This window comes from Streptomyces sp. NRRL WC-3605 (assembly GCF_001509795.1).
GTDB classification, from domain to species: Bacteria; Actinomycetota; Actinomycetes; order Streptomycetales; family Streptomycetaceae; genus Streptomyces; species Streptomyces viridochromogenes.
Map to the genome: position 1 here is coordinate 33,799 of NZ_LLZN01000049.1, position 17,409 is coordinate 51,207.

Consider the following 17,409-nt stretch of genomic DNA (forward strand, 5'->3'; position numbering starts at 1 on the left):
GGCGCATCGCGAACCTGGGCGGTCCGGTGAGCCCGGGCGTCGGGTGTCGGGGCGGCGGGGGCATCCGGTGCGCGGTGCGCGGCTCCCTGTGCATCGCGACCCCCGGGCGGTCCGGTGGGCCCGGCGGGCGTCCGGTGTCAGGACGGCGGCAGCGCCCGGCGCAGGGCGTGCAGGAAGCCGTCCGTCGTGGCGCGGTCCCGGACCGCCAGGCGCAGCCAGTTCTCGTCCAGGCCGGGGAACGTGTCCCCGCGGCGGACGGCGTAGCCGAGGGCGCGGAGTTCGTGGCGGATCGCCGCCGCGCCCGGCAGGCGTACGAGGACGAAGGAAGCGGCGGCCGGACCGGTCACACGCACGCCGGCCGGGGCGAGCGCCTCGAGTCCCGCGACCAGATGGGCCCGGTCGGCCGCGATGCGGTCGGCGGCCTCCGCCGCCTCCGCCAGGGCGCGCGGCGACACGCACGCCTCGGCGGCGGCCAGCGCCGGTGTGGACACCGGCCACAGCGGCTGGGCCCGCTCCAGCGCGGCCACGGTCTCCGGGGCGGCGAGGACGTAGCCGATCCGCAGCCCCGCCAGCCCCCAGGTCTTCGTCAGGCTGCGCAGCACGACCAAACCCGGCACGTCGGTCCGCCCCGCCAGAGCCTCCCGCTCGCCCGGCACCACGTCCATGAACGCCTCGTCCACGACCAGCGTCCGCCCCGGCCGGGCGAGCGCGGCGATCGTCGCGGCCGGGTGAAGGACCGACGTCGGGTTCGTCGGGTTGCCGATCACCACCAGGTCGGCGTCCTCGGGGACGGCCGCCGGGTCGAGCCGGAAGCCGTCCTCCGCCCGCAGCAGCACCCGGCCGACGGTGTGCCCGGCGTCCACCAGGGCCGCCTCCGGCTCCGTGAACTGGGGGTGCACCACGACCGGCCGGCCCACCTTCAGCGCGCGGGCCAGCAGCACGAACGCCTCCGCCGCCCCCGCCGTCAGCAGCACCCGCTCGGCCGGCAGCCCGTGCCGGGCCGCCACCGCGGCCCGCGCGGCCCGCCCGTCCGGGTAGGCCGCCAGCGAGTCGAGCGTCCCGGCGATCCGCTCCCGCAGCCAGGCCGGAGGGGTGTCCGTCCGGACGTTCACCGCGAGGTCGACCAGCGCCGACCCGTCGTCGCGGACCTCGGCGTCGCCGTGGTGCCGCAGATCGTGCCCGCTCTCAGTGCGCATGCGCGTGACCGCCGTGGTGATGCCCGTGCCCATGGTGGTGCCCGTCGTCGTCCGGGTGGAAGTGCGGCTGCTGCGGCAGACCCACCTTGTCCTCGAAGCCCGGCAGGGCGATCCGGTACACGCAGGAGTCGCAGTTCATCCGCAGATCGCCCCGCACCGCCTCCTCGTACCGCTCCCACACCAGGTCGAGCAGCTCCGGCTCCGGGCCGATGACGTCCGCCGAGCGCACCTCGGTCTCCGGGTGCGCCGCCGCCCACTCCTGCGTCTGCCGCCGCACCCGGTCCGGCAGGATGCCGGTGAACAGGAAGTACGGCAGCACGACGATCCGGCGCGCCCCGAGCCGCGCGCACCGGTCCAGTCCGGCCGGCACGTCCGGCGCGGCCAGCGACACGAACGCCGTCTCGACCCCGGCGTACCCGCGTCCCTCCCAGAGCAGCCGGGCCGCCTTGTGCACCTCGGCGTTGGCGTCCGGGTCGGTGGAGCCGCGGCCCACCAGCAGCACGGTGACGTCCGCGCGGTCGTCCGCCGAGCCCAGCGCCTCGTCGAGCCGCCGCTCCAGGACCCGCAGCAGCGACGGGTGCGGGCCGAGCGGACGGCCGTAGGTGTACGTGATGCCCGGGTGCCGTTCCTTCTCGCGGGCCAGCGCCGCCGGGATGTCGCCCTTGGCGTGCCCGGCCGACACCAGCATCAGCGGCACGGCGGCGAACCGCCGTACCCCCCGCTCGACGAGGCCGGCGACCGCGTCGCCCAGCGGCGGCGGCGACAGCTCGATGAAGCCGCCCGCGACGGGCAGTTCCGGGTGCCGGTCCCCCAGCTCCCGGACGAAGGCGCGGAACGCCTCGGCTCCGGCCTCGTCCCGGGTGCCGTGGCCGGCGATGAGCAGGGCGGGCGGGGAGGGGGTCACGATGTCTCCTCGGACGAAGGGGAAGGTGGAACGGAGTGGTACAGCAGGGCGTTGAGCGCGGCCGAGGCGACCGCCGAACCGCCCTTCTCGGACACGTTGCTGACGGCGGGCAGCCCGCTCGCGCGCAGCGCGGCCTTGGACTCGACCGCGCCGACGAACCCGACGGGCAGGCCGATGACGAGCGCGGGCCGGGCGTCCAGCGTCAGCAACTCCTCCAGGGCGGTGGGCGCGTTGCCCACCACCCAGATCGCGCCGGGGCCGACCTGCTCGTACGCCAGCCGGACGGCGTGCGCGGACCGGGTCAGCCCGGGTCCGGACCGGGCGTCCCTGATCCGGCAGACGGTCTCCCGGCGGGTGATCCCGGCCGCGACCATCTCGACGTCCACGACCACGGGCGCCCCGGCGTGCAGCGCCGCGTGCCCCCGCTCCAGGGTCCGCTCGTCCAGGACGAGGTCTCCGGCGTAGTCGAGGTCGGCGGCGGAGTGCACCACCCGCTCGACGACCGCCCGGGTCAGCGGCGGGAGGTGCGAGGTGTCCAGCCGGGCGCGCATCCGCCGGTAGGACTCCTCCTCGATGGGATGGACGACGCGGTTCACCTCGGCACCTCCTCGGTGTTCTGCCAGCGGTAGCCGCGCGGGGTCACCATGCGGCCGGCGACCTCCCGGGAGGCGGTGTTGCCGACGGTGACGACCGTCATCATGTCGACCGTCGCCGGGTCGAGGCCGCCGAGCGTGGTGAGCCGGACGGACTCGTCGGGGCGGGACGCGTTGCGCACGACGCCGACCGGCGTGGTGGGCACGCGGTGCTTCGCGAGGATCGCGAGCGCCTCGGGGAGCTGCCAGTTCCGGCCGCGCGAGCGCGGGTTGTAGAAGGTGACGACGAGGTCCGCCTCGGCGGCGGCCCGCACCCGCCGCTCGATGACCTCCCACGGGGTGTGCAGGTCGGACAGGCTGATCGACACATGGTCGTGCCCGAGCGGGGCGCCGAGGACCGCGGCCGCCGCGAGGGCCGCCGTCACCCCGGGCACGCCCACCACGTCGATGTCGTCGGACGCCTCGGCCAGCGCGGGGGAGGCCATGGCGTACACGCCCGCGTCGCCGCTGCCGATGAGAGCGACGGCCCGCCCCTGCCGGGCCTCCGCGACCGCCGTCCGCGCCCGCTCCTCCTCCGCGCCGAGGCCGGACTCCAGCACCCGTGTGCCGGGCCGCAGCAGATCGCGGATCTGGTCGACGTACTGGTCCAGCCCGACCAGCACCGAGGCCCGCCGCAGCTCGGCCTTGGCGCGCGGCGTCAGCAGGTCGCGGGCGCCCGGCCCGAGGCCCACGACGGCGAGCCGGCCGCGTCCCTGCCGCCGGGCCACCGCGCAGGTGGCCATCGCCGGGCTCCCGTCGGCCCGTTGGGACTTCCGCTTCGGTACGAGCAGGTCGCCGCCGCCTACCAGGGCGGCGGCCTCGGCGACCGAGGGGGTGCCGACGGCGGCCAGCGGCGCGTCGGAGGGGTGGGGGACCGGGACGGCGGCCAGCCGCTCCGGGGCGTGCGTGACGAGAGGGACGCCGAGGCGGGCCGCGGCCTCCACGATGCCGGGTTCGCCGGCCTTCGCGTCGACGGTGGCCAGCTCCGCCACGGACGCGGCGGACAGTCCGGCGTCGCGCAGCGCGTCCCGTACGAGCGTCAGCACCTCGTCGGCGGGGGCGCCCCGCGAGGCCCCGACCCCGACGACCAGCGTCGGCGGACGCAGTACCGCCTCGCGCTCCGCCGGCTTCACGAGCCGGTCCGTCACCCGGATCGTGTACGCCCCCTCGGCGCCGGCCGGCAGCGCCGGCAGCGGCCAGGTCACCTCGGCCCGCAGCGCCACCGGCTCCCCGTCGAGCAGGGCCCGGGACACCCCGGCGACATCGCCCTCGACCGGGAGGCCGAGTGTGTCCAGACCGGGCAGCCCGACCGCGTCCGTGGCCGTCGTCACCACGGGCTGCGCACCGAGCAACTCGCCTACCTCGTCGGCGAGTTCGTTGGCGCCACCACCGTGCCCGCCGGTCAGCGCCACGGCGAACCGCCCGCCCTCGTCGACGCACACCACACCGGGGTCGGCGGCCTTGCCGTCGAGCAGCGGGGCGATCAGCCGGACGACCGCGCCCGTGGCCAGGAAGCACACCAGCTGCCCGCACTCCCCGAACGCCCGCCGCACGGCGTCCCCGACGGGCCCGTCGTACACGCGGGTGCGGTCCGGCCACGCCGCGGCCAGCCGGTCCCGCGCCGCCGCCCCCGCCGCGGTGGCGGAAATCAGGCCGATCACTGAGCAACTCCCTTGCCGTCCACGGGGCTTCTGAGGCCCCACAACAAAAAGACCGGATTGGCGGCCGCCAGCCGGGTCACATCCCCGGGCAGCGGCGCCAGCCGGGACGACTGCAACAGCACCCCGTCACAGGCGAATCCGGCGCCGTTGAGCGCCGCCCGCGCGGCCGGCACCCGGTCCAGCGCCGCCATGGCGACCACGACCGTGCGCCGAGCCCGGCGCGCGCACGCGGTGACGACGGCGGGCAGCTCCCGCCCCCCGCCCCCGACGAACACGGCGTCCGGGTCGTCCAGTCGGCGCAGGGCCTCCGGAGCCGTCCCGTGCACCACCTGGACGTCCACCCCGTGCGCGGCCGCGTTGTCCCGGATCCGCGCGGCACCGTCCGCCGTCTTCTCCACGGCGGTGACGGCGGCCCCGAGCCGCGCGCACTCCACGGCCACCGACCCGGAGCCCGCGCCGACGTCCCACACGAGATCGCCGAGCCGCGGCCCGAGCCGGGCCAGCGCGAGCGCCCGCACCTCGAACTTCGTGATCATCGAGTCCCGGTGCGCGAACGCGTCCTCGGGCAGCGCCCAGGAGGCGGGACCCCGGCCCGGCCCGGCGACCGTGCGCGCGGCGGTCGGCACAGGGGAGCCCGCGAGGCACAGGACGACGCTCACGGCGTCACCCCAGTCCCGGGCGGCGGCCTCGGCCGGGGCGACCCGCTCGACCCGCTCGTCCCCGGACCCCAGCGCCGAGGCGACGACGAGCGTGCGGTCCGCGTCGGCGCGCGCCAGCGCCGCACCGAGTTCGGCGGGACCGGCGCCGGGCCCGGTCAGCACGGCCACCTTCGGACGTGCCCGGCAGACCTGCACGGCTGTCCGCGCGTCCCGTCCATGGGCGCTGACGACCACCGCGTCGTCCCAGGTCAGCCCCACCCGCGCGAACGCCGACGCCACCGAGGACACCCCCGGCCGCACATCCAGGCACTCCGGCCCGAACCGCTCCGCCAGCGCCCGCGCGATCCCGAAGAACCCCGGATCACCCGAGGCCAGCACGACCACGCGCCGCTCCTTCCCGACGTACGCGGCGATGGTGTCCAACGCCGGCGCGAGCGGACCGAGCACGACCCGCTCCGCCCCGTCGGGCAGCCGTACGGCGTCCAGGTGGCGCCGACCGCCGACCACCAGCTCGGCACCGGCCAGGACGTCCTCGGGCGGCGGCGCCCCCGTCCCCGTGCCGACCACCGTGATCATGTACTGGCCCCCCGCTCGCGCAGCGCCCGGCGGGCCGCCGGGTCCGCCTTGCGGTACCCGTGGAAGTGGCCCGGGTGGTACAGGTGCGAGCGGGTGCCGTGGGCCTCCAGGGCCGGGCCGACCAGGAAGAGCGTGTGCTTCCAGAGCTTGTGCTCCTTGACGGTCTCCTCCAGCGTGCCGATCGTGCACCTCACGACCAGCTCCTCAGGCCAGGTCGCCTGGTAGGCGACGACGACCGGGGTGGAGGTCGGGTAGCCGCCCTCCAGCAGCTCCCGCACCAGCTGCCCGCTGCGGGCCGCCGACAGGAAGATCGCCATCGTGGTGCCGTGCTTGGCGAACTCGCGCACCTCCTCGCCGGGCGGCATGGGCGTCTTGCCCCCGCCGAGCCGGGTGAGCACCACGGACTGGGCGACCTCGGGGATCGTCAACTCACGCCGGGCGAGCGCCGCCACGGCGGAGAACGCCGAGACGCCCGGCACCACCTCGGTCGCGAGGCCGAGCGCGTCGCACCGGTCCAGCTGCTCCTGCGTGCCGCCCCACAGGGCGGGGTCCCCGGAGTGGATGCGGGCGATCCTCAGGCCCTCGTCGCGGGCCCGCTCGTAGACGGCGACGACGTCCTCCAGGGACAGCGCCGCCGAGTCCAGGATCTCGGCGTCCTCGCGTGCGTGCTGGAGGACCTCCGCCTGGACCAGGCTGGCCGCCCAGATCACCACGTCGGCCTCGGCGATGGCGCGCGCGGCACGGAACGTCAGCAGATCGGCGGCGCCGGGGCCGGCACCGACGAAGGTCACCTTGCCGGTTCGGGCATCGGCCATGGGATGGGGTCCTCTCACAAGCGGCGGAACGAAGGGGGATTCAGAGCTTTCCGCCCCGGCCGCCGTCACGGCGGGGCGGCGCGATGAGCGTCGACAGATAGGGCAGCGGGGCGTCGTCGAGATCGGCGGCCGGGCGGATCGACTCCTCCGGCAGCCCCAGCGCCGACCCCCACACCGCGCCGGCCGTGCGCCCGCTCTCGCGCAGCGCCTCGGCGACCTCGCGTGCCTGCCGCCCGAACTTGTACGCGACGACCGTGCCGGGACCGGCCAGGGCCTCCTTGAGCACCGCGGACCCGGCCGTCACCGGCACCAGCGTCAGCGGCTCGGTGCCCTCGGTCAGGACGGCGCCGGAGCGTGCCGCGAGGTCCTGCATGGCGGTGATGCCCGGGACCGTCTCGACGACGGTGCCCGGCACCGCCGCGACGATCGTCTGCGCGAGATAGGTGAACGTCGAGTACACGTTGGGGTCGCCGATCGTGGCGAAGGCGACCGCCGCGTGCTCGGCCAGCAGCCCGGCGACCCGGTCACCGGCCGCGTCCCAGGCGGCCTCCCGCCGCGACCGGTCCGTGCGCTCGTTCAGCGCGAACACGACCCGGACGACCTTCTCCTCGGGCACGTAGTGCAGCACGGTCGCCTCGGCCCGCCCCCGCTCCCCGCTGTCCATGACGGGCACGACGACCACGTCGGCGGCGCGCAGCGCGTTGACGCCCTTGACGGTCACCAGCTCCGGGTCGCCGGGGCCCACCCCGACTCCGATCAGCCTGCTGCTCATGACGTCCGGCACCTCTCGACGAACCGACGGGCCACACCGGGAGCGGCGGCCCAGTGCGTGTGCAGATAACTCGCGTGCACGCCCCCCTGCACGAACCCCTCGACGCGCCGTGCGGGCGTGCGCACCCCCCAGGCGGGGGCCGCCCCCGCGCCCGGCTCGACGACGGTCCGGTGGAACTCGTGGGCCCGCATCCGCGTGCCGGCGGCGGCCAGCGCGCTGTCGCCGACGGCGACGGCGTCCCGGTAGCCGAGGGTGAGCCGTTCGGTCATCCGGGCCGTGGCGTCCAGCACCCCGCACATGGGAAGCCCGTCCAGCTCACGGCACAGGTACAGCAGACCGGCGCACTCGGCGGCCACCGGGGCGCCGCTCGCCGCGAGGTCGGCGACGGCCTTGCGCAGCGGCTCGTTGGCGGACAGTTCGGCGGCGTACACCTCGGGGAACCCGCCCCCGATCACCAGCCCCGCCGTGCCGTCCGGCAGACACGCGTCCCGCAGCGGATCGAAGGGGACGACGTCGGCGCCGGCGGCGGTGAGCAGTTCGGCGTGCTCCGCGTAGGAGAACGTGAACGCGGGACCGCCGGCCACGGCGACGACCGTCCGCCCGCCCGGCGCGGCGGCCGGCGACTCCCAGGCGTCGCAGGCGGCGGCCGAGGGTTCCCAGGTGTCGCACGCGGCCGCCGAGGGCTCCCAGGCGTCGCACGCCAGGTCCCCGGCGCCGCGCGCCAGCGCCAGCAGGGCGTCCAGATCGCATCCCGCCTCGACCTGTGCCCCCATCGCCGCCACGGCCTCCACCGCGTCGGTGTGCCGTTCCGCGGCCGGCACCAGCCCCAGGTGCCGGGACGGCGTGTCCACGCCCGCGGCCCGGCGCAGCACACCCAGCACCGGCACGCCCGCCGAGTCCAGCGCCTCCCGCAGCAGCTCCTCGTGCCGGTCGGAGGCCACCTTGTTGAGGATCACGCCGCCGATCCGCACCCGCGGGTCCCAGGACGCGAACCCGTGCACGAGGGCCGCGACCGAACGGGACTGCGAGGACGCGTCCACGACCAGCACCACCGGCGCCCGCAGCAGCCGCGCCACCTGCGCCGTGGACGCCAGCTCGCCCTCGCCCGCGGCCCCGTCGAACAGCCCCATCACGCCCTCCACCACGGCGAGGTCGCAGCCGCGGGCCCCGTGCCGGAACAGCGGGCCGATCAGCTCCGGTCCGCACAGGTAGGCGTCGAGGTTGCGGCCGACCCGCCCGGTGGCGAGCGCGTGGTAGCCGGGGTCGATGTAGTCCGGTCCCACCTTGTGCGGGGACACGGTGAGGCCCCGCGCGGCGAACGCGGCCATCAGCCCGGTCGCGACGGTGGTCTTGCCGCTGCCCGAGGAGGGCGCGGCGACGACCAGCCTGGGAACGGATGGGCTCACCACTCGATACCCCTCTGGCCCTTCTGGCCGGCGTCCATCGGATGCTTCACCTTGGACATGTCGGTCACCAGGTCGGCGTACGCGACCAGCTTCTCCGGCGCGTTCCGCCCGGTGATCACGACGTGCTGGATGCCGGGCCGGGCCCGCAGCACCTCCACCACCTCGTCGGTGTCGACCCACCCCCAGTGCAGCGGATAGGCGAACTCGTCCAGTACGTACAGCCTGTACGTCTCGGCGGCGAGGTCCCGCTTGACCTGCTCCCAGCCCTCCCGGGCCTTCTCCTCGTTGTCGAGTTGCGCGTCCCGCTGCACCCAGGACCAGCCCTCGCCCATCTTGTGCCAGTCGACGGTGCCGCCCTGGCCCGAAGCGCCCAGCACCCGCAGCGCGTTCTCCTCGCCTACCTTCCACTTGGCCGACTTCACGAACTGGAACACCCCGATGGGCCACCCCTGGTTCCAGGCGCGCAGCGCGAGCCCGAAGGCCGCGGTCGACTTGCCCTTGCCGATGCCCGTGTGCACGATCACCAGCGGCCGGTTGCGCCGCTGACGTGTCGTCAGCCCGTCGTCCGGCACCACACTCGGCTGTCCCTGCGGCACTACGCGGCCCTCCTCTGCACGTCCTTCACCAGTCCGGCGATGCTGTCCGCGCGCAGCTCGTCCAGCGTCACGGCCGTACCGCCCAGTTCGCCCGCCAGCTGCCCGGCGAGACCGAGCCGCACCGGGCCCGACTCGCAGTCCACGACGACCGAGGCGACCCCGTCGGCCGCGAACAGCCGCGCCGCGCGCCCGGCCAGCGCGACCGGCTCGGGACCGCCGGTGGCCCGCCCGTCCGTCACCAGCACCACCAGCGGCCGGCGCGCGGGATCGCGCAGCCGCTCCACCCGCAGCACCTCGTGGGCCCGCAGCAGCCCCGCGGCGAGCGGGGTGCGCCCGCCGGTCGGCAGGGTCTCCAGCCGGGCCGCGGCCGCGTCCACCGACGAGGTCGGCGGCAGGGCCACCTCGGCGGCCGACCCCCGGAACGTCACCAGCCCCACCTTGTCCCGCCGCTGGTAGGCGTCCAGCAGCAGCGACAGCACGGCGCCCTTCACGGCGCCCATCCGCTGCCGTGCCGCCATCGACCCGGAGGCGTCGACGACGAAGAGCACGAGGTTGCCCTCGCGGCCCTCGCGGGTGGCCTGCCGCAGATCGTCCCGGCGCACGACCAGGCCCGGCCCGGACCGTCCGCGAGCCCGCTGGTGCGGGGCCGCCGCCCGCACGGTCGCCGCGAGGTGCAGCTTCGTCAGCGCACCCCGGGGGCGCCGGGCGCCCGTCGTCCGCCCGTGCTCGGTCCGCGCCCGGGACCGCCGGCCGGCGGCGCCCTCACCGATCCCGGGCACGCTCAGCACCTTGGTGCGGAAGGGCTCCGAGGCCCGTGCGGGCGACTGCTCACCCGCCCCTGACGGCTGCGGCTGCCCGTTCTCACCGGCCTCGGGCCGGGCCGCGGTGTCGCCGTCGCCCTGGGGCGCGTCGTCGGGGTCCGGCCGGCCGCCGCCCCCGCCGGGCCCGTCCGGACCGGAATCCGGGTCGGGGTCGTCGTCCGGTCCGCCGAACTCCTCCAGCGTCTCGTCGAGCTTGTCCTCGTCCAGGCCGGGCGCGTCGAAGGGGTTGCGGCGCCTGCGGTGCGGCAGCGCGAGCAGCGCCGCCTGCCGGACGTCCTCGGCGAGCACGTCGGTGCGCCCCGCCCACGCGGCCAGCGCGGTGGCCGTGCGGGCCATCACGATGTCGGCGCGCATCCCGTCCACCTCGAACGCGGCACAGGTCGCCGCGATCTGCCGCAGCGCGCCGTCGCCGAGCCGCACCGACGGCAGCAACTCCCGCGCCGCGACGATCCGTTGCCGGACGGCCGCCTCCTCGTCCGCCCAACGGGCCGCGAAGCCGGCCGGGTCGTCGTCGTACGCGAGGCGCCGCCGGACGACCTCGACCCGCTGGTCCGGCTCCCGGGACGCCGCGACCTCGACGGTCAGCCCGAACCGGTCCAGCAACTGCGGCCGCAGCTCGCCCTCTTCGGGGTTCATGGTGCCGACGAGCAGGAACTTCGAGGCGTGCCGCACGGAGACGCCCTCGCGTTCCACGTACGACGCGCCCATCGCCGCCGCGTCCAGCAGCAGGTCGACGAGGTGGTCGTGGAGGAGGTTCACCTCGTCGACGTAGAGGATGCCCCGGTGTGCGTCGGCGAGCAGGCCCGGCTCGAACGCCTTGACGCCCTCGGCGAGCGCCCGCTCGATGTCCAGGGCGCCGACCAGCCGGTCCTCGGAGGCGCCGACCGGCAGCTCCACCATGCGGGCCGGCCGGGACGCGCCGGCGGTGTCCTCGTGCGGCCCGTCCGGGCAGCCCGGGTCGGGAGCGGCCGGATCGCACGAGAACCGGCACCCGGCGACCACCGGCACCGCGGGCAGCAGCGCCGACAGCGCCCGTACGGCCGTCGACTTCGCCGTGCCCTTCTCGCCGCGCACCAGCACCCCGCCGACCGCCGGGGAGACGGCGTTCAGCAGCAGCGCGAGCCGCAGGTCGTCCTGGCCGACGACGGCCGTGAAAGGAAAGGGGGTCGTCACTTCTCGTCGCCCTCCAGATCGCCTTCGAGCTCCAGATAGGTGGCCCGCAGCCGCTCCAGCGTCTCCGCGTCCGGCTCGGCCCACAGGCCGCGGTCGGCGGCCTCCAGCAGCCGCTCGGTGATGCCGCGCAGCGCCCACGGGTTGGACTTCTTCATGAAGTCCCGGTTCTCCGCGTCGAAGACGTACGCGGCGCTGAGCTTCTCGTACATCCAGTCGTCGACCACGCCGGCCGTCGCGTCGTAGCCGAAGAGGTAGTCGACGGTCGCCGCCATCTCGAAGGCGCCCTTGTAGCCGTGCCGGCGCATGGCCGCCATCCAGCGCGGGTTGACCACCCGGGCCCGGAAGACCCGGTGGGTCTCCTCGCCGAGGGTGCGGGTGCGCACCTGGTCGGGGGTGGCCGAGTCGCCCACGTACGCCTCGGGGCTGCTGCCCGTCAGATGCCGCACCATGGCGACCATGCCGCCGTGGTACTGGAAGTAGTCGTCGGCGTCCACGAGGTCGTGCTCGCGGGTGTCGACGTTCTTCGCGGCGACCGCGATCCGCTTGAACGCCGTCTCCATGTCGCCGCGCGCGGCCCGCCCGTCGAGCCCGCGTCCGTAGGCGTAGCCGCCCCAGACCGCGTACACCTCGGCGAGGTCGGCGTCCGAGCGCCAGTTGCGGGCGTCGATCAGCGGCAGCAGTCCGGCGCCGTACGCGCCCGGCTTGGAGCCGAAGACCCGGGCCGTGGCACGCCGCCGGTCGCCGTGCGCGGCCGTGTCCTCGTCGGCGTGCGCCTTGACGAAGTTGTGCTCGGCGGGCTCGTCCAGCTCGGCGACCGCCCGCACCGCGTCGTCGATCAGCCCCACCACGTGCGGGAACGCGTCCCGGAAGAACCCGGAGATCCGGACGGTGACGTCGATGCGGGGCCGCCCCAGCTCCGCGAGTCCGACCACCTCGAAGCCGGTGACCCGGCGCGAGGCGTCGTCCCACACCGGGCGGCAGCCCAGCAGTGCCAGGATCTCCGCGATGTCGTCGCCCTGGGTGCGCATGGCCGAGGTGCCCCAGACCGTCAGGCCGACGGACTTCGGGTACCCGCCCGTGTCCTGGAGGTACCGCTGGACCAGCGAGTCGGCGAGCGACTGCCCGACCTCCCAGCTCAGCCGGGACGGGATCGCCTTGGGGTCGACGGAGTAGAAGTTCCGGCCGGTCGGCAGCACGTTGACCAGACCGCGGGTCGGGGAGCCCGAGGGGCCCGCCGGGACGTAGCCGCCGTCGAGCGCCTTGAGGATGTGGCCGATCTCGTCCGTCGTACGGGCCAGCCGCGGCACGACCTCGGCGCACGCGAACTCCAGCACCCGCAGGGCGTCCGGGAGTTCGGTGCCGAGAACCGCGCGGAGCACGCCCCCGCTCTCGGCGACCGCCCAGTCCCGGTCCTCCAGGCCCTCCGCGATCCGCCGGCACAGCTGCTCCAGCAGGTCGATCGCGTCGGACGCCGTGCGCGCCGGGCCGTCCACCAGGTCCGTCAGCTCGGCCGGGACCTTCACCGGCGCTCCCGGCTCGGCCAGCAACTCCGCCTCGACCAGCCCGAAGTGGGCGGCCAGCGAGGCCCGCAGCCCCGGGATCGCGTTCGCCTGCCCGCCCCACACCTGGGACGCGCGCAGCACCGCCAGCACCAGGTTCACCCGGGGTTCGCCCACGGGACCGCCGCCCAGGATGTGCAGCCCGTCGCGGATCTGCACGTCCTTGATCTCGCACAGATAGCCGTCGATGTGCATGACGAACTCGTCGAACGCGTCGTCGTCCGGCTGCTCGTCGACATGCAGGTCGTGGTGGAGCTCGGCCGCCTTCACCAGCGTCCAGATCTGCGCGCGCACCGCCGGGGCCTTGGCCGGGTCCAGGTCGGAGACGAGCGCGTACTCGTCCAGCAGCTGCTCCAGCTTGGCCAGGTCGCCGTAGGTGTCGGCGCGGGCCATCGGCGGGACGAGGTGGTCGACCACGGTGGCGTGCCCGCGCCGCTTGGCCTGGGTGCCCTCGCCGGGGTCGTTCACGATGAACGGGTAGACCAGCGGCAGTTCGCCGAGGACGGCGTCCGGGGCGCAGCCGCGGCTCAGCCCGAGCCCCTTTCCGGGCAGCCACTCCATCGTGCCGTGCTTGCCCATGTGCACGATCGCGTCGGCGCCGAAACTGTTCTCCAGCCAGCGGTAGGCCGCCAGGTAGTGGTGCGAGGGCGGCATGTCCGGGTCGTGGTAGATCGCGATGGGGTTCTCGCCGAAGCCGCGCGGCGGCTGGATCATCACGACGACGTTCCCGAACCGGAGCGACGCCAGCACGATGTCGTCGCCGTCGACGTACAGCGAGCCCGGCGGCTCGCCCCACGCCTCGGTCATCGCGTCCCGCAGCCCCGGGTCGAGCGTGGCGAACCACTCCCGGTAGTCGGCGAGCGGCACCCGCGCGGGCGCCGACGCCAGCTGCTCCTCGGTCAGCCACTCGACGTCGTGGCCGCCTGCCTCGATGAGCCGGTGGATCAACTCGTCCCCGTTGTCCGGGTATTCGGTGAGCGCGTAGCCGGCCTCGGACAGCGCGTCGAGCACCCGTACCGCCGAGGCGGGCGTGTCCAGGCCGACCGCGTTGCCGACGCGGGAGTGCTTGGTCGGATAGGCGGTGAAGACGAGCGCCAGCTTCTTGTCGGCGTTCGGCGTGTGCCGCAGCCGCGCGTGACGGACGGCGATCCCCGCGACCCGCGCGGCCCGCTCCGGGTCGGCCACGTACACCGGCACGTCGTCCGGGCCCTGCTCCTTGAACGAGAACGGCACGGTGACCAGGCGCCCGTCGAACTCGGGGATCGCCACCTGCATCGCCGCGTCCATCGGGGACAGGGCCGCGTCGGACTCCTCCCAGGCCGCCCGCGAGGACGTCAGGCACAGCCCCTGAAGGACGGGCACGTCCAGCTCGGCCAGTCTGCCGACGTCCCACGCCTCCTCGTCGCCGCCCGCGGACGCCTGCGAGGCATGGGTGCCGCCCGCCGCGAGCACGGTCGCGACCAGGGCGTCGGCCCGGCCCAGGATCTCGTACAGCCCGGCGTCCGCGCCGCGCAGCGAACCGCAGTACACGGGCAGCGCGTTGGCGCCCCGCTCCTCGATCGCGTCGCACAGCGTGTCCACGAACGCGGTGTTCCCGCTGAGGTGGTGGGCGCGGTAGAAGAGCACGCCCACCGTCGGCCGGCCCTCCACCCACGCACGGGAGCCGTGCACGCCGTACTCCGGCATGGGGCGCGGCTCCAGGAAGCCCTCGCCCGTCAGCAGCACGGTGTCCGACAGGAACCGGGCCAGCTCGGTGAGGTTGGCGGGGCCGCCCGCCACCAGGTACTTCAGCGCCTCCGCCACCACGCCGGCCGGCACCGACGACTCGGCCATCAGCTCCGCGTCCGGCACGGACTCGCCGCCCAGCAGCACCGTCGGCACCCCCGACGCCTTCAGCACGGCGAGGCCGTCCTCCCAGGCCCGCTTCCCGCCCAGCAGCCGTACGACGGCGACGTCGGCGCCCTCGATCAGCGCGGGCAGCTCGGAACCGACGTCCAGACGGGTCGGGTTGCCGATCCGGTACGCGGCCTCGCCGGCGCGTGCCGCCAGCAGGTCCGTGTCGGCGGTCGACAGCAACAACACTGTGCTCATGCGGGCGCTCCCGGGGAGATGAAGGGCAGTCCTCGCGGCGCGCCCGACTCGATGAGCCGCCACAGCGCGTCCGTGTCCGCGTGCTGTTCGATCAGGTCGCCGAGCCGGTCGAGCTGCTCCTCGCGCAGCGCGGCGAACGACGTGCCGGGCGCCGGTACGAAGCGGCGGCCCGCGGCGGCCGCCACCTCCCGCAGGAAGGCGCGCCGGAAGGCGTCCGACTCCAGGGAGCCGTGCCAGTGGGTGCCCCAGGTCTGACCGACCCGGCAGCCGTCCAGGAAGGGTTCACCCGCCAGGACCTCGGCGACCCCGTGATGGATCTCGTACCCCTCGACCCGCTCGCCGAGCGCCTCACCGGTCGGCCGGGTCAGGGTCTTCTCGCGGGCGAACCGCACCCGCACGGGCAGCAGGCCGAGGCCGTCGACATGCCCGGCGCGGCTCTCGACGTCGTCCTCGATGTGCTCGCCGAGGAGCTGGAAGCCGCCGCAGACACCGAGGATCGGGCGGCCCTCGGCGGCCCGGCGCACCAGGGCCTTCGCCAGCCCCCGCTCCCGCAGCCACGCCAGGGCACGGACCGTGCCCCGGGTGCCGGGCACCACCACGAGGTCCGCGTCGGCCAGCTCCTCCGGCCGGTCCACGAACCGCACGACGACGCCCGGTTCGGCGGCGAGCGCGTCGACGTCCGTGAAGTTGGACATCAGCGGCACCGCGCACACGGCGACCCGCAGCACGTCCTCGCCGACCGGGGCGCTCACCTCGGACTCGCGCACCGCCCCGCGCAGCGAGACCCGCAGGCCGTCCTCCTCGTCGATGCCGAGACCGTGCCGGAACGGCAGCACGCCGTACGTCCGCCGTCCGGTGAGTCCGTGCAGCATGTCCAGGCCGGGTTCGAGCAGCGAGACGTCGCCGCGGAACTTGTTGACGAGGAACCCGGCGACCAGTTCCTGGTCCTCGCGCGACAGCAGCGCGACGGTCCCGAAGAACGAGGCGAAGACACCGCCCCGGTCGATGTCGCCCACGACCAGCACCGGCAGCCGGGCCCCGCGCGCGATCCCCATGTTCACGATGTCGGTGCGCCGCAGGTTGATCTCGGCCGGGGAACCGGCGCCCTCGCAGATCACCGCGTCGTAGGAGGCCCGCAGTTCGGCGAGGGAGTCCAGCACGGTGCCGAGCAGCCGCTGCTGCCGTCCGCCGTGGTAGCCGCGCGCGCTCATCTCGCCCACCGGCCTGCCCAGCAGCACCACCTGACTGCTCTGGTCCCCACCCGGCTTCAGCAGGACGGGGTTCATCAGCGCGGTCGGCTCGATTCGGCACGCCTGGGCCTGCATGGCCTGCGCCCGCCCGATCTCCGCGCCCTCGCGGGTGACGAACGAGTTCAGCGACATGTTCTGCGCCTTGAACGGCGCGACCTTCACACCCTGCCGGACCAGCCAGCGGCAGATTCCGGCGGTGACGACGCTCTTGCCCGCGTCGGAGGTCGTTCCGGCGACGAGGAGTCCGCCCTTCACGAGGCACGTCCTCTCACCGCGCGACGCCCGAGCAGGAGCCGCGCCCCGGCGCACACTCCCAGCGCGAGCACCCCCACCCGCTGTGAGAGCCGCACGGCCCGCTCGATGTCGGTGACCTGGACGGCCCGTCCGGCGGCGCCGTTGAGCACGGGCCGGTGCTCCACCCGCCCGCCGTACGACAGCGTCCCGCCGAGCCGCACTCCGAGCGCGCCCGCGAACGACGCCTCCACGGGGCCCGCGTTGGGGCTCGGATGCCGGTGGGCGTCGGCGCGCCAGGCCCGTACGGCACCCCGGGGATCGCCGCCGGCGACGGCGGCCAGCGCGGCGGTCAGCCGGGCCCCCGGCCAGCCGGCGACGTCGTCCAGACGGGCCGAAGCCCAGCCGTAGCGGCGATACTTGGGGGAGCGATGCCCGACCATGGCGTCGAGCGTGTTGACGGCCCGGAACCCGGCGAGGCCCGGCACCCCGGCGACGGCCCCCCAGACGAGGGCGCCGACCACGGCGTCCGAGGTGTTCTCGGCGACGGACTCGACGACGGCCCGCGCGATCCCGTCGGCGTCCAGCGCCTGCGGGTCCCGGCCGCACAGATGCGGCAGCCGCGCCCGAGCCGCCTCGACGTCCCCGGCCTCCAGGGCACGTCCGATCGCCCGGGCCTCCCGGGCGAGCGAGGTGCCGCCGACGACGGCCCAGGTGACGGCTCCGGTCAGGGCGACGGAGGCGGCGGGGGAGGGGCGCACGGTGCGTGCGCCGAGCGCGGCGGCCGCCACGGCGCCACCGGCGCACACGGCGGTGTGCAGCACACCCCAGGCGCGGTGGTCGCGCCACAACACTTGTTCCACGGCGCCCGCGGCACGTCCGAACGCGGCGACCGGATGCCCACGGCGTGGATCGCCGAGCAGCAGGTCACCGAGGAGTCCGGCGGCGGCGCCGTACGCGAAGACGCGTTCGGCACGCATCGGGTTCAGCCGGTGGTGGCGTCAGACAGAGGTCCGGTACTGCGTGACGATCGGCAGGCGAGCATCGCGTGATGTCCTCACTCAGGG

Annotated in this window: 13 protein-coding genes; all 13 read right to left on the reverse strand. The window is 75.4% G+C overall.

Translation table 11 applies throughout. The features are described from left to right. Positions 1 to 137 precede the first annotated feature (137 nt). The 13 genes from cobC to ADL34_RS13380 are packed head-to-tail and all read right to left on the reverse strand — an operon-like array spanning position 138 to position 17,322. Positions 138 to 1,196: an Rv2231c family pyridoxal phosphate-dependent protein CobC gene (cobC, locus tag ADL34_RS13320; RefSeq protein ID WP_062671393.1), complete on the reverse strand. Its 1,059-nt coding sequence runs from the start codon at positions 1,194 to 1,196 to the stop codon at positions 138 to 140. Continuing rightward, positions 1,186 to 2,100 carry a sirohydrochlorin chelatase gene (locus ADL34_RS13325; protein ID WP_062671257.1) on the reverse strand — a complete coding sequence of 305 codons (915 nt, stop codon included), beginning with the start codon at positions 2,098 to 2,100 and terminating at the stop codon, positions 1,186 to 1,188. The genes cobC and ADL34_RS13325 overlap by 11 nt, the downstream gene beginning before the upstream one ends. Further along, entirely contained in the window at positions 2,097 to 2,696 is a 600-nt protein-coding gene (locus tag ADL34_RS13330; protein WP_062671259.1) for a precorrin-8X methylmutase, read from the reverse strand. Before ADL34_RS13330 ends, ADL34_RS13325 begins: the two co-directional genes overlap by 4 nt. Further along, positions 2,693 to 4,393 carry a precorrin-3B C(17)-methyltransferase gene (gene cobJ, locus ADL34_RS13335; protein WP_062671261.1) on the reverse strand — a complete coding sequence of 567 codons (1,701 nt, stop codon included), beginning with the start codon at positions 4,391 to 4,393 and terminating at the stop codon, positions 2,693 to 2,695. Before cobJ ends, ADL34_RS13330 begins: the two co-directional genes overlap by 4 nt. Further along, on the reverse strand, positions 4,390 to 5,628 hold the full coding sequence (locus ADL34_RS13340) for a bifunctional cobalt-precorrin-7 (C(5))-methyltransferase/cobalt-precorrin-6B (C(15))-methyltransferase (RefSeq protein WP_062671263.1): 1,239 nt from the start codon (positions 5,626 to 5,628) through the stop codon (positions 4,390 to 4,392). The genes cobJ and ADL34_RS13340 overlap by 4 nt, the downstream gene beginning before the upstream one ends. Next, complete coding sequence (gene cobM / locus ADL34_RS13345) at positions 5,625 to 6,443, reverse strand: precorrin-4 C(11)-methyltransferase (RefSeq protein WP_062671264.1); 819 nt, start codon at positions 6,441 to 6,443, stop codon at positions 5,625 to 5,627. The genes ADL34_RS13340 and cobM overlap by 4 nt, the downstream gene beginning before the upstream one ends. 40 nt (positions 6,444 to 6,483) lie before the next feature. Beyond that, positions 6,484 to 7,215: a precorrin-2 C(20)-methyltransferase gene (gene cobI, locus ADL34_RS13350; protein WP_086868302.1), complete on the reverse strand. Its 732-nt coding sequence runs from the start codon at positions 7,213 to 7,215 to the stop codon at positions 6,484 to 6,486. Continuing rightward, entirely contained in the window at positions 7,212 to 8,621 is a 1,410-nt protein-coding gene (locus ADL34_RS13355; RefSeq protein ID WP_062671395.1) for a cobyrinate a,c-diamide synthase, read from the reverse strand. The genes cobI and ADL34_RS13355 overlap by 4 nt, the downstream gene beginning before the upstream one ends. After that, on the reverse strand, positions 8,618 to 9,217 hold the full coding sequence (gene cobO / locus ADL34_RS13360; RefSeq protein ID WP_062671274.1) for a cob(I)yrinic acid a,c-diamide adenosyltransferase: 600 nt from the start codon (positions 9,215 to 9,217) through the stop codon (positions 8,618 to 8,620). The genes ADL34_RS13355 and cobO overlap by 4 nt, the downstream gene beginning before the upstream one ends. Further along, entirely contained in the window at positions 9,217 to 11,211 is a 1,995-nt protein-coding gene (locus ADL34_RS13365; protein WP_062739787.1) for a putative cobaltochelatase, read from the reverse strand. The genes cobO and ADL34_RS13365 overlap by 1 nt, the downstream gene beginning before the upstream one ends. Then, positions 11,208 to 14,861: a cobaltochelatase subunit CobN gene (gene cobN / locus ADL34_RS13370; protein ID WP_062671276.1), complete on the reverse strand. Its 3,654-nt coding sequence runs from the start codon at positions 14,859 to 14,861 to the stop codon at positions 11,208 to 11,210. Before cobN ends, ADL34_RS13365 begins: the two co-directional genes overlap by 4 nt. Further along, on the reverse strand, positions 14,858 to 16,366 hold the full coding sequence (locus tag ADL34_RS13375) for a cobyric acid synthase (protein ID WP_062671277.1): 1,509 nt from the start codon (positions 16,364 to 16,366) through the stop codon (positions 14,858 to 14,860). The genes cobN and ADL34_RS13375 overlap by 4 nt, the downstream gene beginning before the upstream one ends. Continuing rightward, complete coding sequence (locus ADL34_RS13380) at positions 16,363 to 17,322, reverse strand: cobalamin biosynthesis protein (RefSeq protein WP_062671279.1); 960 nt, start codon at positions 17,320 to 17,322, stop codon at positions 16,363 to 16,365. The genes ADL34_RS13375 and ADL34_RS13380 overlap by 4 nt, the downstream gene beginning before the upstream one ends. Between the last annotated feature and the right edge of the window lie 87 nt (positions 17,323 to 17,409).